The sequence below is a fragment of the Anaeromicropila herbilytica genome (assembly GCF_016591975.1).
Lineage (GTDB): Bacteria > Bacillota > Clostridia > Lachnospirales > Lachnospiraceae > Anaeromicropila > Anaeromicropila herbilytica.
Map to the genome: position 1 here is coordinate 1,950,716 of NZ_AP024169.1, position 25,743 is coordinate 1,976,458.

22 protein-coding genes are annotated in these 25,743 nt (G+C 32.5%); 19 read left to right on the plus strand and 3 right to left on the minus strand.

Translation table 11 applies throughout. The features are described 5' to 3' along the window. Positions 1 to 22 precede the first annotated feature (22 nt). Positions 23 to 871 carry a hypothetical protein gene (locus bsdtb5_RS08275; protein WP_271716071.1) on the plus strand — a complete coding sequence of 283 codons (849 nt, stop codon included), beginning with the start codon at positions 23 to 25 and terminating at the stop codon, positions 869 to 871. Positions 872 to 953: 82 nt separating this feature from the next. On the opposite strand, the gene bsdtb5_RS08280 is transcribed toward bsdtb5_RS08275, so the two are convergent. Next, the gene (locus tag bsdtb5_RS08280) at positions 954 to 1,808 is read right to left on the minus strand and encodes a hypothetical protein (protein WP_271715556.1); all 855 of its coding nucleotides are present in this window, start codon (positions 1,806 to 1,808) and stop codon (positions 954 to 956) included. Between the two features lie 339 nt (positions 1,809 to 2,147). On the opposite strand from bsdtb5_RS08280, the gene bsdtb5_RS08285 reads away from it, so the two are divergent. Beyond that, positions 2,148 to 4,202 carry a family 10 glycosylhydrolase gene (locus bsdtb5_RS08285; RefSeq protein ID WP_271715557.1) on the plus strand — a complete coding sequence of 685 codons (2,055 nt, stop codon included), beginning with the start codon at positions 2,148 to 2,150 and terminating at the stop codon, positions 4,200 to 4,202. Between the two features lie 521 nt (positions 4,203 to 4,723). Further along, complete coding sequence (locus bsdtb5_RS08290) at positions 4,724 to 5,602, plus strand: DUF2156 domain-containing protein (RefSeq protein ID WP_330611978.1); 879 nt, start codon at positions 4,724 to 4,726, stop codon at positions 5,600 to 5,602. Positions 5,603 to 5,649: 47 nt separating this feature from the next. Here bsdtb5_RS08290 and bsdtb5_RS08295 read toward each other — a convergent pair whose 3' ends face one another. Together bsdtb5_RS08295 and bsdtb5_RS08300 are read right to left on the minus strand one after the other, a co-directional pair. Next, the gene (locus tag bsdtb5_RS08295; protein ID WP_271715558.1) at positions 5,650 to 5,772 is read right to left on the minus strand and encodes a hypothetical protein; all 123 of its coding nucleotides are present in this window, start codon (positions 5,770 to 5,772) and stop codon (positions 5,650 to 5,652) included. Between the two features lie 29 nt (positions 5,773 to 5,801). Beyond that, positions 5,802 to 6,890, minus strand: coding sequence for a sodium ion-translocating decarboxylase subunit beta (locus bsdtb5_RS08300; protein WP_408628622.1), 1,089 nt, complete (start codon positions 6,888 to 6,890; stop codon positions 5,802 to 5,804). A gap of 410 nt (positions 6,891 to 7,300) precedes the next feature. On the opposite strand from bsdtb5_RS08300, the gene udk reads away from it, so the two are divergent. The 16 genes from udk (at position 7,301) to bsdtb5_RS08380 (ending at position 25,728) form a co-directional block, all read left to right on the plus strand. Beyond that, positions 7,301 to 7,915 carry a uridine kinase gene (gene udk, locus bsdtb5_RS08305; protein ID WP_271715560.1) on the plus strand — a complete coding sequence of 205 codons (615 nt, stop codon included), beginning with the start codon at positions 7,301 to 7,303 and terminating at the stop codon, positions 7,913 to 7,915. A gap of 173 nt (positions 7,916 to 8,088) precedes the next feature. Next, positions 8,089 to 9,183: a GntR family transcriptional regulator gene (locus bsdtb5_RS08310; RefSeq protein ID WP_271715561.1), complete on the plus strand. Its 1,095-nt coding sequence runs from the start codon at positions 8,089 to 8,091 to the stop codon at positions 9,181 to 9,183. 68 nt (positions 9,184 to 9,251) lie between these two features. Then, the gene (araA, locus tag bsdtb5_RS08315; protein ID WP_271715562.1) at positions 9,252 to 10,748 is read left to right on the plus strand and encodes an L-arabinose isomerase; all 1,497 of its coding nucleotides are present in this window, start codon (positions 9,252 to 9,254) and stop codon (positions 10,746 to 10,748) included. A gap of 120 nt (positions 10,749 to 10,868) precedes the next feature. After that, entirely contained in the window at positions 10,869 to 12,542 is a 1,674-nt protein-coding gene (gene araB, locus bsdtb5_RS08320) for a ribulokinase (protein ID WP_271715563.1), read from the plus strand. A 96-nt stretch (positions 12,543 to 12,638) separates the two neighbouring features. Then, the gene (locus bsdtb5_RS08325) at positions 12,639 to 13,328 is read left to right on the plus strand and encodes an L-ribulose-5-phosphate 4-epimerase (protein ID WP_271715564.1); all 690 of its coding nucleotides are present in this window, start codon (positions 12,639 to 12,641) and stop codon (positions 13,326 to 13,328) included. Positions 13,329 to 14,039: 711 nt separating this feature from the next. Then, positions 14,040 to 14,771 carry a DUF434 domain-containing protein gene (locus tag bsdtb5_RS08330; RefSeq protein ID WP_271715565.1) on the plus strand — a complete coding sequence of 244 codons (732 nt, stop codon included), beginning with the start codon at positions 14,040 to 14,042 and terminating at the stop codon, positions 14,769 to 14,771. A 204-nt stretch (positions 14,772 to 14,975) separates the two neighbouring features. Continuing rightward, positions 14,976 to 15,788, plus strand: a complete 813-nt coding sequence (locus tag bsdtb5_RS08335) for a hypothetical protein (RefSeq protein ID WP_271715566.1) — start codon at positions 14,976 to 14,978, stop codon at positions 15,786 to 15,788. Positions 15,789 to 15,806: 18 nt separating this feature from the next. Continuing rightward, positions 15,807 to 16,139 (plus strand): PadR family transcriptional regulator, encoded by a 333-nt coding sequence (locus tag bsdtb5_RS08340; RefSeq protein WP_271715567.1) that lies wholly within the window; start codon positions 15,807 to 15,809, stop codon positions 16,137 to 16,139. Positions 16,140 to 16,419: 280 nt separating this feature from the next. Next, positions 16,420 to 17,340, plus strand: coding sequence for an ArsR/SmtB family transcription factor (locus bsdtb5_RS08345; protein WP_271715568.1), 921 nt, complete (start codon positions 16,420 to 16,422; stop codon positions 17,338 to 17,340). A 255-nt stretch (positions 17,341 to 17,595) separates the two neighbouring features. Then, on the plus strand, positions 17,596 to 18,759 hold the full coding sequence (locus bsdtb5_RS08350; RefSeq protein WP_271715569.1) for a galactokinase: 1,164 nt from the start codon (positions 17,596 to 17,598) through the stop codon (positions 18,757 to 18,759). 125 nt (positions 18,760 to 18,884) lie between these two features. After that, on the plus strand, positions 18,885 to 19,874 hold the full coding sequence (gene galE, locus bsdtb5_RS08355; protein WP_271715570.1) for a UDP-glucose 4-epimerase GalE: 990 nt from the start codon (positions 18,885 to 18,887) through the stop codon (positions 19,872 to 19,874). Positions 19,875 to 19,930: 56 nt separating this feature from the next. Then, complete coding sequence (gene galT / locus bsdtb5_RS08360; RefSeq protein WP_271715571.1) at positions 19,931 to 21,466, plus strand: UDP-glucose--hexose-1-phosphate uridylyltransferase; 1,536 nt, start codon at positions 19,931 to 19,933, stop codon at positions 21,464 to 21,466. Positions 21,467 to 21,741: 275 nt separating this feature from the next. Next, a complete protein-coding gene (locus bsdtb5_RS08365; protein ID WP_330611981.1) occupies positions 21,742 to 22,698 on the plus strand; it encodes a phosphate ABC transporter substrate-binding protein in 957 nt (318 codons plus the stop codon). A gap of 76 nt (positions 22,699 to 22,774) precedes the next feature. Beyond that, positions 22,775 to 23,674: a phosphate ABC transporter permease subunit PstC gene (gene pstC, locus bsdtb5_RS08370; protein ID WP_330611982.1), complete on the plus strand. Its 900-nt coding sequence runs from the start codon at positions 22,775 to 22,777 to the stop codon at positions 23,672 to 23,674. A gap of 127 nt (positions 23,675 to 23,801) precedes the next feature. After that, a complete protein-coding gene (pstA, locus tag bsdtb5_RS08375; RefSeq protein WP_271715572.1) occupies positions 23,802 to 24,734 on the plus strand; it encodes a phosphate ABC transporter permease PstA in 933 nt (310 codons plus the stop codon). Positions 24,735 to 24,939: 205 nt separating this feature from the next. Further along, the gene (locus bsdtb5_RS08380; RefSeq protein WP_271715573.1) at positions 24,940 to 25,728 is read left to right on the plus strand and encodes an SDR family NAD(P)-dependent oxidoreductase; all 789 of its coding nucleotides are present in this window, start codon (positions 24,940 to 24,942) and stop codon (positions 25,726 to 25,728) included. Positions 25,729 to 25,743: the final 15 nt, after the last annotated feature.

Sequence of the window (25,743 nt, forward strand, 5' to 3'; positions counted from 1 at the left end):
GTGGAGAAAGGATGTGAAATCGATGGGAGCATTTGTTGGAAATCCAGTTCAAGTAACTTATACTTATGGAACAGAAATAAGTAATACAGTTATTCTATATTCATCAGCAAATACGGTTCTCTTAACATACCCTTTAGTTTCTATTAATGTATTTACAAATAGAGAGTATGCTCATATTGGTAATATGATTCAATATAAAATTGTAATTGAAAATAAAGGAACAATGGATGTGTTTAATAATAGTGTTACATTTTATTTGAATTCGTTTTTAGAACTAGTTCCTAATACATTATATGTTAATGGAAAGAGAAGTGCAGATAATTTAGTAAATATTTCAATTCCTAATTTATTAGTTGGAAGTCAACAATGTGTAATTATATTTACTGCATTAGTAGTAAAATCATCATTTTGTCAATATTGGAAAATAAAAAGTAAAGCAACAATAAGAGGTACTTATGATGGCAATAGTACATTAGAAGTTACATCAGAAACCGCTGATACAATAGTTGAAAAGCCAAAGAAACTATATCAATTAAAAGAAAAATTAATCATGCCATGTATTATGCCAGAGATTAATCGTATACTTAACTGTCAAGTATATTTATTAAGTGTATGTCCTATTGCGGTTCGAGATGGCCAAGTGCTAATTAAAGTTAGCTATGCAGCTGAAATAGTCTACTGTGATAATACAAAACAAAGATTGAGCTATTATCAAACTTATGAAAAATACCTAAAGTTTAATCAAGGGTGTTATCCATATGTTGTGTGCATAGCAGTGGATAGAAAAGAAATATTAGATAATCATCAGGAAATGTTACTTTTTATTGAAATAAGTATTTTTGATAAAATTGCTTCTGGCCTTAAAAACTAACATTAAGGCCAGAAGAGTCTTTAGTACATAGAGGAAAAGGACTTAATCTATGCTAGAATATTACCTGTTATTATTATTCTATTTAGCTTGCTGTGCCATTAATAGTAACTAATAATACACCACTGGTTGCTGGAATAATATATTCTATCTGAGCTGAACCATCGTAATTCTTGAGAATAGATAAAGCACCAGTACCAGCTGTATATGTGTAGTATCCACCAGTCGATGGAAGGGTTTGAGTAGTTCCATTATCGATTTTAGTTGTTATTGAATCAATAGAAGCAACATTAGTTAGCGTATCGCTGATAGTCAAAGAAGAGGTTGCGGTGTTCCCTGTATTTGTAAGAGTTATTGTATAAGAAAAAGCAGTGCCCGATGGGATAATTGCTGGAGCTTTTTTGGAAGCGCTTAATAGAGCATATTCTTTATAGCTGATTAATGGTCCAGATGTTAATGACTCAGTAGCTGTTGCAACAGTAATGGTGTTCGATAGATTTGTAGCAGTGAAGCTACTACCGATATCCATCATATAAGTCAATACAGCTGTAGAGTAAGGAGCAAGAGTACTTCCTAATGTAATAGCAAGATCTCCATTTGCATCTTGCGTAATGGTTGGAGCAGTAGCAGGATCATCATTGATAATTACAGAACCACTACCTGTAACATAGGTAAAGGGACTGTTTGCATAAGTTCCACCAGTTGGTGTGAAATTATCGGATATACTTGTAAATGTTAAAGTTTGATTTGTAGTGTTTGTGATTACAATTTTGTAAGTTAATCGATCAAAAGGTTTAAAATAACCTCTGGATACAGTTTTTTGTACCGTCATAGTACTTGAGGTACTATTTGTGGATAAAACGTCATCGGTTGCTGTAATACCACTAGTAGTATTGTTGTTGTATAATATATTGGCTTGGGAATTCAAAAGTTCTGCCATTGAAATCGACTCCTTTATAATGGATTAAGTGATAATTATATTAGCTACCAAGTTTTTATTAATTTTATGGAAACTAATGTTATTTTATCCTTATTATATTATATTCATATTCATAGAGCTTTGTGATAAAATAATGGTATTTGTCACATAAATACCATATTTAAAAGATATTGTATATATATATGGTTATACATAAAAAGTAAAAAATGAAAATACATAATATATAAAATTAGTTGTGTGTTTTTGTAATTATATTCTTATATAATTAATAGGCTTATAATTAGTTAGTAATGATGTGTAATAAAATGGAAAATGGGATAAAAGTGAAAGGATTAAAAAATGAAGAAAAATATAAAAATAGTACTTATACTTGTTATTTGTTTATTATGTTTCCCTATCGTTGCATCCGCTGCAACAGGAATTAAAATAACATACAATGGAAAAACAACAACTTATAAAGATAAGGTATTAAATACTAGTTTAAATGGAACAAAAATTGATATATCAAAGACACCGGGTATATTAGTAGATGGTTATGCAATGTTGCCTTATAAACCTGTTTTTGTAGATTCCAAAATACATGCAACCTCAAGTTATTCATCTACAAAAGATACAATTAAGTTAACATATAAAGACAAAGTGATCTTAATGACACTCGGTAAAAAGACTGCTACTGTGAATGGAGTAGCAAAGACCATGCCAGTTGCACCAAGAAAAGTTACATATGTAAGTAGTGGAAAGACGACAATTCTTGTTCCATCAAGATTTATCGCAGATACTTTTGGTTTAACTTATAACTGGAATAGTAAAACGACAACTGTTGAGCTTGTTAAAAAAGGAATTGATCTAAAATATGATTCCAAGTGGTATACCTATACTGGAAAACAGTTAAAGATTACTACAAAAGGTAATGCTGTTGCAACTAATATGCCAGGTATTATTATTGAGAATACTGAACTAGTACCTGCTAATAGTGTATTTAAAGTTGGAGTAGGTGCATCTTATAGTTATAATAGTGATTCAAAAGTTATTACAATAAAGAGATATCGTAAAACAGTTAAGCTAACTTTAGGGAGTAATATCGCAAGCGTAAATGGTGTTAACAAAACGATGGACACGAACGCAAGATTAGTATATTTGAATGAAAAAGGTAGTTGGTATGTTATGGTTCCAGCAAGTTTTGTAGCAAAAAGCTTGGGTCTTAAATATAGTTTTGATACTACAACCAATACTTGCATTATTAAAGAGCCAAGTTCCTTTGGAAGTATCGCATCCCTAACCAATAAAAGTAGTACTGAACTAAGAGCGATGTGGATATCTTATCTTGAGTTTGGCACAACAGCTAAAACCAAAGAACAGTTTGAAACAATGATTGATACCATGTATGACAATTGTGTTAGTTATGGTATGAATGCGGTAGTGGTTCAAGTAAGACCATTTGCAGACGCACTTTATCCATCTAATTATTTTCCATGGTCAGCTTATGTATCTGGAGAACAAGGTAAGTCTGTTGATTATGATCCATTAAAATATATGGTATCAGCAGCACATGACAGGGGATTAGAATTCCATGCTTGGATTAATCCTTACCGAGTATCTCTAAGCTCCGATTACTCAAAATTATCGGATGATAATATTGCGAAAGTATGGCATGAATCTGAGGATAAAAACAGAAATGTGTTATCTTATAGTAATAAATTATATTTTAATCCAGCTATTCCAGAGGTTAGATCTTTAATAGTGAATGGTGTAAAAGAGTTGGTGAAAAATTATAATATTGATGGAATCCATATGGATGATTACTTTTATCCAACGTTTTCAAAAGACAATGTAAGTAGTACGTTTGATGCGACGGAATATAAGGCATATGTGGAAGAAAATAAAGAAAATGGTGTTGAAAGCCTTTCAATAGCTGATTGGAGAAGAAAAAATGTTACTACTTTGGTAAAGAAAATCTATAGTAGTATTAAGACGATAGATCCAGGTGTAGCATTTGGTATAGCACCTGCAGCAAATTTAAGCAATTTAAGAAGTACTTTACAGCACTATGTGGATATCGATACCTGGGTATCAAAAGCAGCTTATGTGGACTATCTATGTCCACAGATCTATTGGGGATTTGATTATGGAGCGTATTCCTATGATAAAGTTATGGACCAATGGGCAGAATTAAATGCAGATAAAATCATTAAATTATATTCTGGTTTGGCAGTATATAAAGCAGGAACTTCTGAATCTGCTGAATGGAAGAATGATGATGAAATCCTAATGAAACAAGTAGAGTATTCAAGAGAAGATAATAAAGTAAATGGTTTTATGTTCTTCCGCTATGAACACTTTTTAAAAACCTATACGCAAAATGCAATTAATAATATGTTGTCTTTATGGCAATAGAGATAATATAAGGATTAGTTAATATTTTATCGCAACTTATGTGCATGTATAATAACATTACAACTATGTACTAGATTCAAAACTACAGTAATGAACAGATATTACTGTAGTTTTTTTATATAATAATATAGAAAATTATTTCATTAAAAACAAAGTAATTTAATTGAAATTGAAATAAAGCTTGTCAAACGATGGGTTATCATGTAGGATACTTAAGAAACAATATTAGTTATCAAATGTAGTTAGTGGCTTAAAGTCGTTGAATTAGCATAATTTTAAATCGTTTCGTTTGTTTGATTAATAAAGAAAATTTTTAAGTGCGTATTGTTAGAACTTTAGCATCCAACTAGTGATATAAATAGTTTTTTGATCCTAGCATTAATTTATAAGATATATGAAAAACTAATCTTAATGAAAAGAAAAATAAAGTGTTTTACACAAATTTGAATTTAGTGCTCTGAAAGTAAAACATATATGCTTAAAATATAACTACACAATGAAGATAAAGAAGGAGAATCGAAGTGGAATTTAAAAAAGTAAAGTTAGAAGATAAGACAATCTTAGATTCTTATTATAAAGAAAATTCGTTTAGAAATTGCGAATTAACATTTGCGAATACATTTTTATGGTCACAGTTTTATCTAGTGGAATATACCATTATAGATCAATGTTTAGTATATAAAACCGTATCAGAAAGACCACAATTTATCTATCCGATTGGTGCTGGAGATAAAAGGACTGTAATAGTAAAACTAATGGATTATTGTAAAGAAATAAATGTACCATTTTCCTTACGCTTAGTAAATCAGGAAATGTACCAAGAATTGGAGGATATGTTTCCTGATACCTTCCAAATTGAGTATGATAGGGATGCAGCGGATTATCTTTATCTATCTGAAAAACTTATGACATTATCGGGTAAGAAGTATCACGGAAAGAAAAATCATATTAATAAATTTCGCTCATTATATGAATGGAGTTATGAAAGAATAAATGATACAAATAAGCATGAGTGCATACAAATGGCAGAGGAATGGAATGCACTGCATCAGCAAGAAGATGAAGGAAGAAGTAGTGAATTAAAGATAACATTGGATGCAATTAAATATTTTGATGAATTGGAACTCTCAGGAGGATTAATTCGTGTCGATCAAAAAGTAGTTGCTTTTTCAATTGGCGAACAAGTTGGAAAAGATACCTTCGTAATTCATATAGAGAAAGCATTTGCAGATATTCAAGGTGCATATCCAGTGATTAATCAGCAAATGGTAATTGATTTTGGAAAAGATTATACTTATATAAATAGAGAAGAAGATATGGGTGTAGAAGGCTTGAGAAAAGCTAAACTATCCTATAAACCTATCATGATACTAGAAAAGGGTATCGTAACTATGAAATAAAAAAGATTTGAATGTTCGAAAAACATTCAAATCTTAAGATATATCATTTATTTTTCCTTCGTAATCTTTGATAATAACATTACGATTAACATAATGATGATAAGAATGATGAAAATACCAAGCATTCCTTTACCCATTATTTCAAGTGAAATTAAAAATCTATCTAACATAATTACTCCTTTCGTTAGGCTTTCACAGGCTAATGTATTAGATCTGATACCAATTTCAGGACAATACCACCAGCTACAACAGAACCGATTTGACCGGATACGTTAGCTCCAATTGCATGCATTAGAAGATGATTAGTTGGATCTTCTTTAAGAGACATCTTCTGGACAACTCTAGCAGACATAGGAAAAGCTGAAATACCTGCAGCGCCGATCATTGGATTGATTTTTTGTTTAGAAAATAAATTTAATAGTTTGGCAAAAAGTACACCACCAATCGTATCAAAAATAAAGGCAATAAGCCCTATACACATGATTAATAAAGTGGATATATTAACAAAAGCTTCAGCACGCATACTAAATGAGATAGTAATACCTAATAATAAGGTAATTAGATTGGCTAATTCATTTTGTGCTGTCTCTGAAAGACTTTTTAGTACATTACATTCACGAAGCAAGTTACCAAACATGAGGAATCCTACTAATGATACAGATTGAGGAGCAACCAGGCCTGCGATAAAGGTAACGATAATCGGAAATAGAATTCTAGTTGTTTTGGATATTGATTTTGGATTATATGGCATACGGATCATTCGCTCTTTTTTGGTAGTAACTAATTTGATTGCAGCAGGTTGAATGATTGGCACTAATGCCATATAGGAGTAGGCCGCGACGGCGATGGCTCCAATATATTTTGATTTTAGAATTTGGGAAACTAAAATTGAGGTTGGACCGTCAGCAGCACCTATGATTCCAATTGAAGCAGCGTCATTTAAACTAAAACCAAGTAGCGTAGCGACACAAATAGCAAAGAAAATACCAAATTGAGCAGCAGCTCCAAATAAGAACATCTTTGGATTGGAGAGTAATGGACCGAAATCTATCATAGCACCAATTCCTATAAATAAAAGGATTGGTAATGCTTCAGATGCTTCAATTCCAACATGGAATAACCATTCGATTATACCATTTGTCTTACCGATTCCTTCCAGTGTTTGATCGAGCACTCCTGAAGCAGGCAAGTTTACAAGAATGGCACCAAAGCCCATAGGTAATAATAAAGCTGGTTCAAAATCTTTGCAAATTGCTAAATAAATTAATAAAGCTCCAATTACATACATAAAGAATTCTTGCCATGTAATTGAAGTAATTCCGGATATTAGATAATCCACTTGTTTTTCCTCCTTAATATGTAAGTTTTAGATATGAATATTAGGGTAATTGCTATATAAACTTGTACAATTCATACCAATTGAAGGGGAGTGATTATGCTATTCAAGAAGTATTTCCCTTTATTAGTCTTAAGAATAACATGGAAAAATATGGATGTCAATATCAAGGTGAATTATGTAAGTGCAGAATGATTTTCATTACGAAAAGAAGTATTTAAAAGAATTTTAAAGAAATGTAAAAAAAATAGTGATTAATTTTTATTTTATGTTATAATGTAGAATTGTGTATTTATATATTTGAATCGTGATATGAAAATAACTAATTAAGGATAATATTCAATAAATTTTAGGAGGTTTCTATGCAAGACATTATTATTATTGGAGTATCAGGTGGATCGGCATCTGGTAAAACAACCGTAGCAAGCAGGCTGAAAGAGGAGTTTAAGGACAGTGTTGAGTTAATCTGTCATGACTATTACTACCGTGCTCATAATGAATTGCAGTATGAAGAGAGATCAAAATTAAATTATGATCATCCAAATGCATTTGATACAAAAAGACTAATTGAGGATATAAAGGAATTGAAAAAAGGACATACAATTGAACGTCCAGTCTATTCTTATACAATCCACAATAGGTTAGATGAAACAGTAACGGTATACCCAGCAAAGGTTATCATTCTAGAGGGATTTTTAATCTTTGAAAATCAAGATTTACTTGATTTAATGGATATTAAGATATTTGTAGATACAGCAGCAGATGAAAGAGTTATTCGACGAATTTTACGTGATGTGAAAGAAAGAGGAAGAAGTCTTGAGTCAGTTATCGAACAATATATCACCACTGTAAAGCCAATGCATGAGCAATTTGTGGAACCATCTAAGAGACATGCAGATATTATTATTCCAAATGGTGGACAAAATGAAGTTGCGATTTCAATGCTAATCAATAAGATTAAATCTATTATTGAGTAATAATTAGGTTTAAATGATGTAAAGCTCTATATTAAGAGATTTGATAGTGATATAACTGTCAATTATCTTAATATAGAGCTTTTTACTTTTTAGTCAGAATAAAAAAACAACTTGTAGGTATGTGCATACAAGTTCTATAATTACATTATAACATATTAAATAGGAGGAGGGCTATGGCAGTAGAGAATGGAAAAGCAAAATATTATATATTAATGGAAGAATTAAAGAATGCAATTCTTTCTGGAAAGATTAAGCCAGGTGAGAAATTACCTTCTGAAAATGAATTATCTTTAAAATATTCAATTAGTAGGCATACAGTCAGAAAAGCATTATCCATATTAACGAATGAAGGCTATATTATTGCTGAACATGGAAAAGGAACTTACTGTTCTGAACGATTAAAAAATCATAGTGCCTCCAAAAATATCGCTGTGGTTACTACTTATATATCAGACTATATTTTTCCTAGATTAATCAAAGGGATTGATAATGTACTTACTGCAAATGGATATAGTATTATACTTAAAAATACAGGGAATAGTCGAAAGAATGAAGCAAGATGTCTTGACGATATTATGACCAAGAATATTGATGGATTAATTATAGAACCAAGTAAAAGTGATATTTACTGTAAGAATATAAATCAATATAACAATTTAGATCAGTTAGGTATTCCTTATGTATTTATTCAAGGAACTTATCAGTCACTTAAGGATAAGCCAAGTATTCTTATGGATGATATGGAAGGTAGTTATATGTTAACCAAATACTTAATTGAACTAGGACATAAATCAATTGTTGGAATATTTAAAGTGGATGATTCACAAGGGGTACTAAGACATAAAGGCTATGTCAAAGCATTAAATGAAGCAGGTTTTCCATATGATCCAGACAAAGTTATCTGGTTTCATACCGAGGACCGGGATATTAAACCAAAAGAATCAATAAAGGATATCATACTATCTAAAGTTCAAATAGATGGGATCGTATGTTATAACGACCAGATCGCATATGAAGTAATTCGTGAACTGCAAGATATGAATAAAAAAGTACCAGAAGACATATCAGTGACTGGTTACGATGACTCTATGATTGCGAGTAATGGGCCTATAAAGCTGACTACGATAGCACATCCAAAAGAAAAGTTGGGTGAGATGGCAGCTGAGTTATTGTTAGAGAAGATTCATGGTATCGATGATAATGAGAGTAAGGTGGCACGCCTTATTGAACCACAGATGATTATTCGAGAATCATGCATGAAACGTTAATTTATTTATATGAAATAGAATCGAGAGTAAGAATTATTTAACTTAATATAAAAAATGGAGGTATTAACATGTTAGAAAGAAAAGAATACAAATTTTGGTTTGCTACAGGTTCACAGGATCTATATGGAGAAGATACTTTAAGAGAAGTTGCTGAACATTCAAGGATTATTGTTGAACGACTTAATAATTCTGGGACATTACCATATGAGGTAATATTAAAACCAACATTAATTGATAATACAACTATTCGTAAGACTTTCAATGAAGCTAATCAAGATGAGGAATGCGCGGGCGTAATTACATGGATGCATACTTTTTCTCCTGCGAAATCTTGGATATTGGGACTTCAAGAATTTAGAAAACCATTATTACATTTACACACACAATTTAATCAAGAGATTCCTTATGGAATAATAGATATGGATTTTATGAATACGAATCAATCAGCGCATGGTGACCGTGAATATGGACATATTGTAACCAGAATGGGTATTGAGAGAAAAGTAATCGTAGGATACTGGGATGATACCAATGTGAAGGAAAGAATTGCAAGTTGGATGAGAACGGCAATAGGAATTATGGAAAGTAGCCATTTACGAGTTCTTCGTGTTGCAGATAATATGAGAAATGTTGCAGTAACAGAAGGCGATAAGGTGGAAGCACAGATAAAATTTGGATGGGAAATTGATGCATATAATATCACTGATATCGCAGAGTATGTTAAGGATGTATCGGAAGCAGATATTCGTGTCTTGGTGGAAGAATACTATAGTAAGTATGATATCCTACTTGAAGGTAGAGATGAAAAAGAATTTAGGAAGCATGTTGCAGTTCAAGCAGGAATAGAAATTGGATTCGAGAGATTTCTTCAAGAAAAGAATTATGATGCTATCGTAACACATTTTGGTATGTTATCTGGCCTACAACAATTACCAGGTCTAGCAATTCAAAGATTAATGGAAAAAGGGTATGGTTTTGGTGCAGAAGGTGATTGGAAGACAGCAGCCATGGTACGACTTATGAAAATAATGACAGATGGTAAGAAGGATGCGAAAGGTACGTCATTTATGGAGGATTATACTTATAATTTGATGCCTGGACGAGAAGGAATCTTACAGTCACATATGTTAGAAGTATGTCCTACTATTAGCAAAATAAAGCCTTCCATCAAAGTAAATCCTTTATCAATGGGAGATAGAGAAGATCCTGCTCGTTTAGTATTTACTTCTAAAGAAGGTAGCGGTATCGCAACATCACTTATTGACCTTGGTAATCGTTTCAGATTAATAATAAATGAAGTGGAATGTTTACCACAGGATATTCAAATGCCTAAGCTTCCAGTTGCAACTGCTTTCTGGAGACCAGAGCCAAATCTATCAACAGGTGCAGAAGCTTGGATTCTAGCAGGAGGAGCACATCATACAGCATTTACTTATGACTTGACTACGGAACAAATGGTAGATTGGGCAGCAGCTATGGGAATTGAAAGTGTTGTTATTGATAAAGATACTACGATTCGTAATTTTAGAAATGAATTAAGATGGAATGCGGCATCTTATCGATAGAAACCAATGTAAGCTGAATTCCTATACCTAGTATATTCATAGAGGTGTTAATAACCTAGGTATGCGAAATTGGCGATGTAATCTTATATAGTATTAAGAAAAAAATCTGTGGAGGTTATTATGAAGAATAAAAAGTATTCAATAGGTGTTGATTATGGTACACAGTCGGGAAGAGCAGTATTAGTGGAAGTATCTACAGGTAATATCATAGCACAGGCGGTTAAAGAATATACACATGGAGTTATGGATGAATATTTACCAGATGGTACGAAATTACAGCCTGATTGGGCATTAGAACATCCTCAGGATTATCTTGAAGTATTAGTGGTCACTATTCCTACTGTATTAGAAGAGTCAGGTGTTAAAAAAGAAGATGTAATTGGTTTAGCAATTGATTTTACAGCATGTACTATGCTTCCTATTGATAAGGATGGTACACCATTATGTTTTAGGGAAGAGTTAAAAAGTATACCTCATGCATGGTTAAAACTATGGAAACATCATGCTGCGCAAGCACATGCAAATAAATTAAATAAGATAGCGAAAGAGAGAGGCGAAGAATTCTTAGCTCGATATGGTGGAAAAATCTCATCGGAATGGATGATTCCAAAAATCATGCAAATTGTAGAAGAAGCTCCAGAAATATATGATATGACTGACCGATTTATCGAGGCAACTGACTGGGTAACCATGATGTTAACTGGAGAAGAAAAGAGAAATAGTTGTACCGCTGGTTATAAAGCGATGTGGAATAAGAGAGAAGGATATCCATCTAAGGAATTCTTTAAAGCACTTGATCCTAGATTAGAAAATGTTGTAGAAGATAAATTGAGTACTGATATCTACTCTCTAGGAGATAAAGCAGGCGAATTAACAGAAAGTATGGCAGCTATTGTTGGCTTATGTCCAGGAACTGCGATTGGAATTGCAAATGTAGATGCCCATGTTGCACTTCCAGCTGTTGGTATCACAGAAGCTGGTAAAATGTTAATGATTATGGGAACTTCAACTTGTGATATCCTACTTGGAACAGAGGAAAAGATTGTACCAGGAATGTGTGGCGTTGTAGAAGATGGCGTATTACCTGGATTCTTCGGATATGAGGCAGGTCAATCCTGTGTAGGAGATCATTTTGAATGGTTTGTAGATAATTGTGTATCAAAAGAATACAAAGATGCTGCAGCAGCAGAAGGAAAGAATATACATACTTACCTTACAGAAAAAGCAAGTAAATTAAAAGTAGGTGAAAGCGGACTGTTAGCACTTGACTGGTGGAATGGAAATCGTTCCGTGTTAGTGGATGTGGATCTTACTGGAATGATACTTGGAATGACATTAACAACAAAGCCAGAAGAGATATATCGTGCATTAATTGAAGCAACCGCTTACGGTAAGAATATAATCATTGAGACATTTGAAGAGGCTGGGGTACCAATCAATGAGTTATATGCTTGTGGAGGAATCTCATGGAAGAATCCAATGATGATGCAAATCTATGCGGATGTTACTAATAAACCAATTAAGATATCTGCATCAGATCAGACCCCTGCATTAGGTGCTTCCATGTTCGGTGCGGTAGCAGCTGGAAGTGAAAAGGGTGGATATGACACTATTTTTGAAGCAGCTAAAGTGATGGGAAAAGTAAAAGAGGAATTCTATACTCCTATTCCTGAAAACGTAGAAAATTATAAGAAGTTATATTCTGAGTATAAGAAGTTACATGATTATTTTGGTCGTGGAGAAAATGATGTAATGAAGAGACTAAAATCGATAAAGGCTGATGCACGTAAATAAATTATACGGTATGTTTTCATTTGGTATTAATATTTTTTAATTATAAAAACAGAGAACGAACATAGTATCATGGCAAATAGAAAGTGAGTGATTCAATTGTTAGAAACATTAAAGCAACAAGTTTATGAAGCAAATATGGAACTTCCAAGAAGAAATTTAGTAACTTATACTTGGGGAAATGTTAGTGGGATTGATCGAGAAAAAGGGTTATTTGTAATAAAACCAAGTGGAGTCGATTATGATAAACTGAAACCAGAGGATTTAGTAGTGGTTGATATGGAAGGTAATCAAGTAGAAGGTGAATTCAGGCCTTCTTCTGATACACCAACACACTTAGAGTTATACAAAGCGTTTCCAGAGATTGGTGGAATTGTACATACTCATTCATCTTGGGCAACTGCATGGGCACAAGCGGGACGAAGTATACCTTGTTATGGCACAACTCAAGCAGACTATTTCTATGGAGATATACCTTGTGCAAGAGGCTTAACTCCAGAAGAGATTCAGGAAGAATATGAGAAGAATACAGGATTGGTTATCATTGAGACTTTTAAAGGATTAAATCCAATTCATGTACCAGGTGTATTATGTACCAATCATGGCCCTTTTAGCTGGGGAAAAGATCCAGCTGGAGCTGTATACAATGCTGTTGTACTTGAAGAAGTAGCTAAGATAGCTTACCATACAGAAAAATTAAAGAAGGATGTAACGGAAATACCTAAGGAATTATTAGATAAGCATTTCTTAAGAAAGCATGGTAAAAATGCTTATTACGGACAAAAATAAATACTTATTTAGTATTGAATGATATGAGTTGCCCGACAAATGACCTGTTTGGGAGACAGTCTAGGCAATTTGCACAAAACAGAAAAACTCATACTTCATTGAGTATGTATAAGAAGATCTAGTTCTCAGATAATTTTGTGTAAAACATATACTAGGACAGATAACTCGCTTCGCTCAAACAGATCTGCCCTAGCATATAACACGAAATGATCCGAGAACAAGATCTTCTAATACATAATCAAAGGCGTATTCATTTTTTCTGTTTTGTGCAAATTGCCAGGCAAGATTTTGAAACAGGTCATTTGTCGGGCAACATCATGATATAAGTTAAATAAGAAATAGTTAATAACATAAAAGTCACTTGCAAGTATATATACTTGTAAGTGACTTTTATGTTATTGAGTAAATATGACCTATTATTACTTGGAAATGAATCATCACTTGCTGTGAAAGTATAGATTCATCGTTGAAAAGATATTCATTCGTACGTGGGTTAATGTTAGTAGTTGCTGTTGTTCGATGTATGAGTTATCAGTAACCACTTAGAATAAAAGTCTACGTACATAGTCTACGTACATTGAATATTGTAAGTTTTACATAGAATATGGATTAGAATAATTGGCAGAATATAAGTAACAAGATATATAATGCAAAAATAAGAAATAAGAAACATGAAATAAAGAACAAGAAAGATTACAGAGGTTATATTGTATGACTACATCCAGAAATAGAGGAGCTTCTCCAAATGATTCTAAAGAATTTGGGGAAATTGCTTTAGAAAAGTTATCAAGGGCAGGATGCGATATCTATTATTTACTTAATCAAGGATATCATATCAAGGGAGCAACAGAATATGTAGGAAATCACTATTTGTTATCTACAAGACAGAGAATGGCTTTGACAAGATCTATTTCTTCACAATCTGATATTATAAGCAGAACATCTAAGCAAGTACAGGGGGGTTTGGAAGATGCGACTGTAAATATAGATGGATTTAATACAATTATTACATTAGAGGTTGCATTATGTGGTTCTTTACTGTTAAAAGGATTGGATGGAGCTATTCGGGACTTGGCAGGACTAAGGGGAAATTATCGAATTATTGATAAAACAGAATTGGCTATTGATCTCATTGGGGAGATGTTAAATAGTCAGAAGGTTAAAAATGCTATATTTTATATAGATGAACCTATTTCTAATTCGGGTCGGTTAAGGGAACTTATTTTATGCCGATTAAGGCAGTATGGATTTGATTCAGAAGTGCAGATCCTTCATAATGTAGATTCTGTATTAGAAAAATTGGAGTATGTAATAACAAGTGATGCAATTATTCTAGATAGGTGCATTAGTTGGATTAACTTAAATGATATGATAATATCGGAAAAGTTAGATGATTATAGAAATAATAAAAATTATGTTGACTTTGGTAAATTAATTAAATGAGTATAGAGGCGAGTCTTAGTCGGTGGTTAATTGTCATCGGCTTTTTTGTGCGTTAAAAAATAAAGAACTAACAAAGTAAAGCAGTTTTAAATATAAAAAGTTAATAGAAAATATAAAAAGTTGAAATTAATAAATTTACACTTGACACTTTAGCTATCTTGCAATACAATATACCTAAGTATTATGCATTACAAGATACTTGTAATGCATAATAATGAAGATGCAAATCTGGACAGAAAAGAAGCTCCAATAAGAGAAAGAGGAATATTTGTAGAAATTGAAAACATTGAAAGAATGAAACATATGGAAGGATGGAAAACTATGAAAACTAGACAGATAATAAAAGAGATGAATGTCTACAGAGAAAACTTAAGTGAAGCGAATCGCGCGCTATTTGACAAGATTTTGTTAAAGGTTCGTTTTTCCAAAATAAGAGAGCGTGATGCGGAAGAATTTAGCTACTATTGTTTGGATTTATTTCTTCAAGCAGAAAAAGAGAATCGATCAGTCGAAGAAGTTATGGGTACGAATGATGTGAATCAGTTTTGTGATGATTATATATCTGGTATTCGAGAAAACTATAATATTTATGAGAGAATGTATTTAAAAATCAAGTATGTTCCAATGATATTATTTATTTTTGTAGGCATATGGGAACTACTGATATCTTATATGATTCCTAATATCATTGCGGGTAATTCGGTTTCTTTAGATACTCCTATCACCTTAGCTTTAGTGATTGAGTTTATAGTTGTAATGTTCATCACTGAGATAGCGATGAAATACGCAGCAAAAATATCTTGGGAATTGAATCATCAGAACACTAGACATACTCAAATGAAATATTTTTTCATCATATTTGGAATCTACCTATTGTTTGTTTTTGGATTTGTTGGGATTAAATTATTATTTGCCAAGATTATATTATTTCATTTGAATTTCGTCTTCTTTATATCAACAGTTGCAATGATAATGCTGATTCAAGATTACTATGACAATAAGGTTGTGAAAAATTAAATAAGTAGGTGAATTCATATGAATAATAAATCTCAATTATTAAAGGGAAGCCTTGAGGGGTGCGTACTCCAGATTATAAATCTGAAAGAAGAAACCTATGGGTACGAGATTGCTAAAATATTAAAAGATAATGGCTTTACTGATATTTCAGAAGGTACATTATATCCTTTATATACAAGGTTGCAGAAGAACGGATTGATTAAAAGTACGATGAAGGAATCCAATCTTGGACCTTTACGCAAATATTATAGTTTAACTGACGCTGGAAAAGAAGAATTATCTGAATTTTGTGAATCTTGGAAATACTTAACCGAACACGTAGGAAATATTCTAGGTGGTAATATTATATAAAACTAATTCTTAAGATGTTTAAAATATTTGAAATAATAAGAAGGTAACTACCAATTCTTATTGTTTTAGATATTTTAAACTTTTTTTATTGTATAGAATTATTGATGCTAAGTAATAATTGCTTTTAATAGATACATCTACTTGTTATTAGATAGATGTATCCTTTAAAATAGACCTTTTAATCTTATTGAATCTGTGATATCATGAAATAAACAAAAAAATTAAAATAAAACAAAAAAATAGTTATAAATAAAAATAAATTACGAAAGGTGGAATAATGATGATGCAGACAATTAAGATGTCTTTGGATGATACAAAGCATCTTTCCTTAGTTTCCAAAGCATTATCTGCAGAGATACGTATTGAAATCTTAAAATTATTGTGTAGTGCGGATTTAAATATCAATGAGATTGCGGAGAAGTTAAAGATTCCAGCATCATCTGCAGCTTCACATATCAAGGTACTTGAAGAAGCCTCCCTCATCAAGACTTCATTACAACCAGGTGTGAGAGGATCCATGAAGCTATGTAAAAAACAGATGGATGAAATAGGAATCTCATTAACTACTCATAAGGATCATTATGAAGAGCAGGAAATAATCAGTATGCCAATAGGCAATTATGTAGACTATAAGGTAGAACCAACCTGTGGACTTGTAAATGAAAAAGGCCCTATTGATGAAGAAGATGAACCAAGATGTTTCTATAACCCACTTCGAACTACTGCAAAATTATTGTGGTTTCAAAAAGGTTATGTCGAATATCGGTTTCCAAATAATGTTTTAAAACAGAAGAAAGAAAAGAAATTAGAATTGTCTTTTGAAATATGTTCAGAAGATCATGAATATAATCTAGACTGTCCATCCGATATTACAGTATGGATTAATGGAATAGAGGCTGGAACTTATACATGCCCAAGTGATTTCGGTGGAAGAAGAGGTACACTTAATCCAAGCTGGTGGCCAGATAAGAACACACAGTATGGAGAACTAAAGACATTTCTTTTAACCGAAGAAGGAACTTTTATCAATAATATGAAAGTGAATGATAAATCTATCATGGCTTATGAGTTATCGACAAATGAATATATTTCTATACGTATTGGTATTAAAGAAGATTCTAATAATATAGGTGGGATAAATCTTTTTGGAGATTCATTTGGCGATTATCCACAGGATATATTACTTCGTTTTATATTTTAGGATGAGGAAACAATGACTTACTTTTTACCTTAAGAATTCAAGAAGCAGACTTTTCAAAAATAAAGATATATTTTTCAAATACCTATTTACTTTTTCAAAAAATAAGATATAATAAAAAATATAGAAACAGAAAAACTGTTTTAAAACAAAAAAATAGTTACAAATAAAATGGCTATTATAAATAGCACATAATTCTTTGGATTAGTTTCATAATATTAAAAATACCAATGATATAAACATAAAGGAGAAAATCATATGAAAAATGAATTGTTACAAAAGTTTAGCAGTATTTTTGGCGGAGAAGGCGATATGTATACTTATTTTGCTCCAGGAAGAGTAAATCTTATCGGTGAACATACAGATTATAATGGCGGACATGTATTTCCATGTGCACTAACTATTGGAACATATGCAGTAGCAAGAAAAAATAATGATCAAAAGTTACGTTTCTATTCTATGAATTTTGAAGATTTAGGTGTAATTGAATCCTCTATCGTAGGATTAGAAAAGAAAAAAGAAGATGATTGGGCGAATTATCCTAAGGGAGTTATCTGGGCGTTCAAGGAAAAAGGATATGATGTAACATCAGGTTTTGATATTTTATATTTTGGAAATATTCCAAATTCATCAGGGTTATCTTCATCAGCATCTATCGAAGTATTAACAGGATTTGTATTAAAAGATTTGTTTGGATTTGATGTATCCATGATTGATATCGCATTAATTTCACAATTTGCAGAGAATAAGTTCAATGGTGTTAATTGTGGTATTATGGATCAATTTGCAATTGCAATGGGTAAAAAGGATAATGCAATCTTCTTAGACACAAGTGATTTATCTTACGAATATGCTTCTATCGTATTAGAAGACGCTAAGATCGTTATTGCTTGCAGTAATAAAAAACGTGGTTTAGGCGATTCCAAATATAACGAAAGAAGAACTGAATGTGAGACTGCACTTTCTGAATTACAAAAAGTAAAAGATATTAAATCATTAGGTGAGCTTACAGAAGAAGAATTTGAAGCTATCAAAGATGCAATTAAAGATCCAGTTCGTTTAAAGAGAGCAAAGCATGCAGTCTATGAGAACCAAAGAACAATGAAAGCGGTTTCAGCTCTTAAGAACCATAACATAGAAGAATTCGGTAAATTAATGAATGATTCTCATGTGTCTCTAAAAGATGATTATGAAGTTACAGGAATTGAGCTTGATACTTTAGTTGAGACAGCTTGGAACCAAGAAGGTGTTATCGGTTCAAGAATGACTGGTGCTGGATTTGGTGGATGTACAGTAAGTATTGTTAAAAATAATGCAATTGACAATTTCATTGAAAATGTTGGAAAAGTATACGAAGAAAAGATTGGTTACAAAGCTGATTTCTATGTAGTTGAAGTTGGCAATGGCCCAAGCAGAATCTAATTATGAAATTAACCACAACAAAGGAAAAGTGTGAAATAAAAGTTATTTCACACTCCCTTATTAAGTAACTATATAAAAGGCACTTATTAATCAATAAGTAATTCATTAGAAAGAGAGTGATAAATATGACAATTTTAGTATTAGGTGGAGCAGGCTACATTGGGTCACATACTGTTTTTGAACTAATTGACAGAGGAGAAGATGTAGTAATTATCGATAATTTAGAAACTGGTCATATAGAAGCAGTTCATCCAAAAGCTCGTTTTTATCAAGGAGATATTAGGGATCGTGCTTTCTTAGATAGCGTATTTGATAAAGAAAAAATCGATGCAGTTATTCATTTCGCAGCAAATTCATTAGTTGGTGAAAGTATGACAAACCCACTAAAATATTATGACAACAATTTATGTGGAACCAAAGTGTTACTTGAATCAATGGTTGCTCATGGAATGGATAAGATTGTATTCTCTTCAACTGCAGCTACTTATGGAGAACCAGAAAGAATTCCAATTCTTGAATCCGATAAGACAGAACCTACAAATACTTATGGTGAGACTAAGTTATCAATGGAGAAAATGTTCAAATGGACTGGATTAGCTCACGGTTTACGTTATGTATCACTTCGTTATTTCAATGCTTGTGGTGCTCATAAGAGTGGAGAAATTGGAGAAGCACATACGACTGAAACTCATTTAATTCCTCTTGTATTACAAGTGCCTAATAAACAAAGAGAATCAGTAGGAATCTATGGTGACGATTATGATACCAAAGATGGCACTTGTATCCGTGATTATATCCATGTTACAGATTTAGCTGCGGCACATATCTTAGCTGTTAAATATTTAGTTGAAGGTAATGAAAGCAATATCTTTAACTTAGGAAATGGTATTGGATTTACAGTAAAAGAAATCATTGAAGCTGCAAGAAAAGTTACAGGTGATCCAATTAAGACTGTTGTAACTCCAAGAAGAGCTGGAGATCCTGCACAATTAATCGCTTCAAGTGAAAAAGCTAGAACAATCTTAGGTTGGAAACCAGAGCATACAGACATTGAAGAAATTATTGCATCTGCTTGGAAATGGCATGAAAAACATCCAAACGGTTTCGCAAAATAATAACATCTTGTTCACAAATGAATTTTACCGATTAGATATGGTAGATTGGAGTTTTTATGGTAAACATAAATAATGAGATTAAAAGATTAGTTGAGTATGCGTTAGATACTGAATTAATAACAGAGTACGATAGAATCTATACGACAAATAAGCTATTAGAGTTATTTGAATTAGAAGATTATGAAGATGACAATAGTACAAGTGAGTTAAGTAAAGAGCAAAGGATTGAAGCTATAGAATCTGGTGACGATCTTGAAGATATATTGAAGAATTTATTAGATTATGCGTATGAACATGGTATCATGAAAGAGGATAGTATAGTATATCGTGATCTGTTTGATACAAGAATTATGGGATTACTAGTTCCTAGACCAAGTGAAGTTGTTCAAAAGTTTGAAGCTTTATATAAAGAGTCAGCGAAAAAAGCAACTGATTATTATTATAAATTAAGCAAAGATACGGACTATATCAGAAGATATCGTATTAAAAAAGATAGAAAATGGGTTACCAAAACTGAATATGGTGATATTGATATTACAATCAATCTATCAAAGCCAGAGAAGGATCCAAAAGCAATTGCAGCAGCGAAGTTAATGAAGCAAAGCGGATACCCTAAATGTCTACTATGTAAAGAAAATGAGGGATATGCTGGAAGAGTAAATCATCCTGCAAGACAGAACCACCGTATTATACCAATTACAATTAGAGATATGAGATGGGGATTCCAATATTCCCCTTATGTATATTACAATGAGCATTGTATCGTATTTCATGGGGAACATACTCCAATGAAGATTGATAAGTCCACCTTCGCTAAATTATTCGACTTTGTTAAACAATTTCCACATTACTTCGTTGGATCGAATGCAGATCTTCCTATCGTAGGAGGCTCTATCTTAACACATGATCATTTCCAAGGTGGTAATTATGAATTTGCAATGGCAAAGGCTAAGATAGAGAAAACATTCCATGTAAAAGGCTTTGAAGATGTGGAAGTTGGTATTGTTAAATGGCCGATGTCTGTCATTCGTACAAGAGCTAAGGATGAACAAAGATTAATCGAACTAGGAGATCATATCCTAAAGACTTGGAGAAATTATACGGACGAAGCTGCATTTATCTTTGCTCATACAGAAGGAGAACCACATAATACGATTACTCCAATTGCTCGAAAAACAGGTGATATGTATGAACTTGATCTAGTACTTCGTAATAATGTCACAACGAAGGAACATCCTTTAGGTGTATATCATCCTCATGCGGAGCTTCATCATATCAAAAAAGAAAATATTGGTCTAATCGAGGTAATGGGATTAGCAGTACTTCCAGCTCGACTAAAAGACGAAATAGAGATCTTAAAAGATTACATTTTAAATAAAAAAGACATTTCATCCAATGTAGATATTGTGAAACATCAGGAATGGGTGAATGAATTTATGAAGAATTATAATGAAATCAATGAAAATAATATCCAGAAGATTATTGAAGATGAAATAGGTATTGTATTTGCAAAGGTATTAGAACATGCAGGTGTCTATAAGAGAGATCAAGAAGGAATGAATGCATTCCAGAGATTTATTGAGACATTATAATGTAAAGGATTCAAAATAAGTAAAAATATTACGCTAGTTGAACAATAAAAAAATATGATTTATATAAACGAACTTTCCATAGAACCGTAGGGGTATGGAAGGTTCGTTTTTTCATTATCTTTTAAATCAATTTTCGACATACAATTTAAATGGAGCTAACATATTGTTAACATTAATTAACAGTAACATGTATTTTGATTTAACATAGTAGAAATATAATGTCTCTCGTAAGGAAAGTTAAATAAAAAATAAGAAATACCTTAGGAGGGAATTCAATGAGAAAAATGAAAAGAGTGCTTGCGGTTGCTTTAGCAGGCGTATTAGTACTAAGTATGGTAGCATGTAGTAATAAGTCATCCAAAGAGAAAGATACTGAGACAGCTACAACGGAAGAGACAACATCCCCTGACAATAGTGCCACAGAAGAAAGCGAAGCACCAGCTGCAACAGAAGCTTCGATAACTGGAAGTATTACAGGATCAGGTTCTTCTGCATTATTACCATTAGCACAAGATGCTGCAGATAAATTCAAAGCTACGAATCCAGATGTATCAATTACATTAAATGCAGGTGGTTCTGGAGAAGGATTAAAACAAGTTGCAGAAGGTACAGTTGATATTGGTAATTCAGATGTTGAGGCTGAAGCTAAATTAGAAGCAGATCAAGCAAAAGATTTAGTTGACCATAAAGTATGCGTAATTACTATGGCACCAATCGCTAATAAAGACGTTTCTGAAAAAGTAAAAAGCTTAACAAAAGAACAATTGATTGGTATATTTACTGGTAAAACAACAAATTGGAAAGATGTTGGTGGTCCAGATGAAGCAGTTGTATTAGTAACACGTCCTGAAACATCAGGAACAAGAGCTTTATTTACTAAATATGCACTTGACGGTAAAGAAGAAGCTTCTAATGCATCATTAGAAACAGATGATTCAGGTACATTATTACAAAGCGTTGCAAGTCAAAAAGGTGCAATTGGATATGTTGCTTTATCTTATTTAGTAAATAATGATACAGTAGGAACTATCGGAATTGATGGTGTTGAACCAACTTTAGAAAATACATACAACGGAACTTATCCAGTATGGGGATATGAACATATGTATACAAAAGGTGAAGCTAAAGATGCTGCTAAAGCATATATCGATTATGTTATGTCAGATGATTATGGTTCACAAATGGAAGCACTTGGATACAATGTAGCATCTAAAATGACTGTTACAAGATAAAAGTAAAGACTAGGGCAGGCAGAGTAAAAGAAAAATTTTAGTTTCTGCCTGTTTTACTGGATTAGGAGTGAAGTTCTTGTTTAAAAACGGAATGTTTCAAAAAGAATATTTAGGAAGAACAATTGTAACAATATGCGGATTCTTTATGATTGTACTAACCTTTTTTATAGGTATATTTCTAGTCTATAAAGGTAGTGGAACTTTCACCAAGTATGGACATAGTATCACCGAGTTTTTATTTTCTTCTGAATGGGATCCAGCGGATAATTTTACTGGTGGTGGTAAGGTTGGTGCAGCAATCTATATATTTGGTTCCATTAGTACTTGTATGTTAGCTCTATGTATAGCAACGCCTTTTAGCATAGCATCCGCTATCTTTATGACAATGATTTCGCCTAAGTTGGGCAAACGTATCTATCGTCCAGCAGTAGAAATATTTGTTGGTATTCCGTCCGTTGTATACGGTTGGATTGGTCTAACCATATTGGTACCAGTTATTAGGGATCGGATGCATCAAGGATTTGGATTCTCTGTCTTAGCAGCAAGTATCGTTCTTGCAGTAATGATATTTCCTTCCATTACAACGGTCGTTGCAGACGCAATAGAGAATGTACCAAAAGAATACATTGAAGGATCCTATGCGCTTGGTTCCACTAGATGGCAATCTATATATCGAATTATTATACCAACAGCAAAAACAGGTGTCTTAACAGGTGTTATTTTAGGGTTAGCAAGAGCTTTTGGGGAAGCATTAGCTGTTGCAATGGTGATTGGGAAAATGAGAGCTTTTCCAAAGAATATATTTTCTCCAACATCAAACCTAACAGCTGCAATTACCTCTGATATGGGTGGTGCAGCAAATGGTGGTGAATATAATATTGCACTTTGGACAATGGCATTACTTTTATTTGTTATCTCTTTGTTATTTATCTTTATTGTTCACTTTATTACAAGAAGTGGAGAGAAACATGCTTAAGGGTGTACTGATTTTAGAGAAGATGCACCTCTATAAATTAGAAACGCTCCCCCAGAGTGATGCCCACGATTTGATCTAAATGCAATTATAATAGATATGCCGTATATGGCGGCGGATTGGAGCAATTATGAAAGAATCATATAATAGAGCAAAGATTATGAATCATATTATGACAATAGTATTCTATATAGTTGCAGGTTTTTTCTTATTACTATTAGTAAGTTTTGCTGGATATGTTATTATTCATGGTTTTGAAGGATTCCATATTTCGTTACTATCCTTTGATCGTAATGGAATAGGAAATCAATTATTTAATACAATATATTTAGTTTTTTTATCTTTATTTGTTAGTGTACCAATTGGTGTGTTAGCTGGAATTTATATGGCTGAATACGCAAAAAAAAATGCTTTTACCACTTTTATTCGAATATGTATTGAAACGCTTTCTTCTCTTCCTTCCATTGTGGTTGGATTGTTTGGATATCTTGTATTTATTTTAATGACAGGTTCTAAATGGAATCTCATGGCAGGTGCTATGGCTGTGTCCATACTGACATTACCATTAATCTGTACAGTAACAGAGGATGCACTAAAATCACTACCAAAAGAATATAAAGATGGTAGTTTTGGTGTTGGAGCAACACATTGGCAGACGATTATTCATGTACTCATACCAGCAAGTATGAAACGAATTATGACAGGTGTAATCTTGGCAGCAGGTAGAGGTTTTGGTGAAGCAGCAGTATTACTATATACAGCGGGAATGAGTACAGATATCAATTGGACTAACTGGAATCTATCCTCACCAAGCTGTCCATTGAATCCTTTTCGACCTGGAGAGACCTTAGCACTTCATATATGGTCATCTAGGACAGAAGCGATTATGCCTAATGCAGCTCAGATTGCTAATTTTTCTTCTGCAATATTAATGATTCTAGTGTTCGCTTTTAGTATTGGCGCAAGAATTCTAGGGAGCCACTTTGATAGTAATTCTTCATCGCGCAAAGAAACCAAAATTGACAAAGAGCCAGTTCAAACTCTTTTACAATCCAAATATTAATCTCCTTTGGAGTTAATATAAATTCATCTATCTTTCAAACAAAATGCAGGAATTCTCCTGCATTTTGTGCGTTTTTCAATAAGAAGGCCTTTTCAAATGTTAGAAGTTAAGGTAGAATTATAAAAGATTGAAAATTAACTTCGCATTAAAATATCAAGATTAGATTTTTTATACACTAATCAGATTTATTCAGGAGGAGTCAAAAGTGAAATACGCACTGATCACAGGAGCTTCAAGCGGTATTGGTAGAGAATTTGCCTTAGTTTTAGCAAAGGAAGGTTATAATCTAATCCTAGTCGCTAGAAGAGAAGATAGATTAATTGAATTAAAAGAAGAAATTCTTAAAAACTATAATGTAAAGATTTTATTAAAAGTATATGATTTATCGAGGGCTGATAATTGCTACCATCTTCATAAGGAGTGTAAGTGGTTCCCAATTCGACTTGTCATCAATAATGCTGGATTCGGCAAAGCAGGTCAATTCCTCGATATCGATATAGTTGATGAGGTAAAAATGATAAAGACTAATGTAATTAGTCTTCATATTTTAACAAAATTATTTGCTAATTCGATGATAAAGGGACGTATCTTAAATATTGCAAGTATGGCAGGATTTATGCCAGATCCATTAATGGCTACCTATGGAGCAACCAAGTCTTACGTAATACAGATGTCAAGAGCCGTGAATTATGAATTAAAAAGGAGCGGTAAAAATGTTAAGATCTGTGTATTATGTCCTGGACCAATTGCAACAGAATTTCAAGATGTAGCTAATGTGAAAAAGAAAGATAATTTAAATTTTGTCGGAAAAGTTTATGAAAGGCAAATGGCAACAGCCAAAGATTGTGCTAAGATTGGATGGCTTGGTGTTAAGAAAGGAGAGGAGGTTATCTATTTAAAGAAATCAGATCGATTCTTATCAAAGATAACCAAAATACTACCTACTTCCTTGCTGTTACCAATTCAATATGAGATTCAACGAAAAAAAATATAAATATAAGATTGGTTA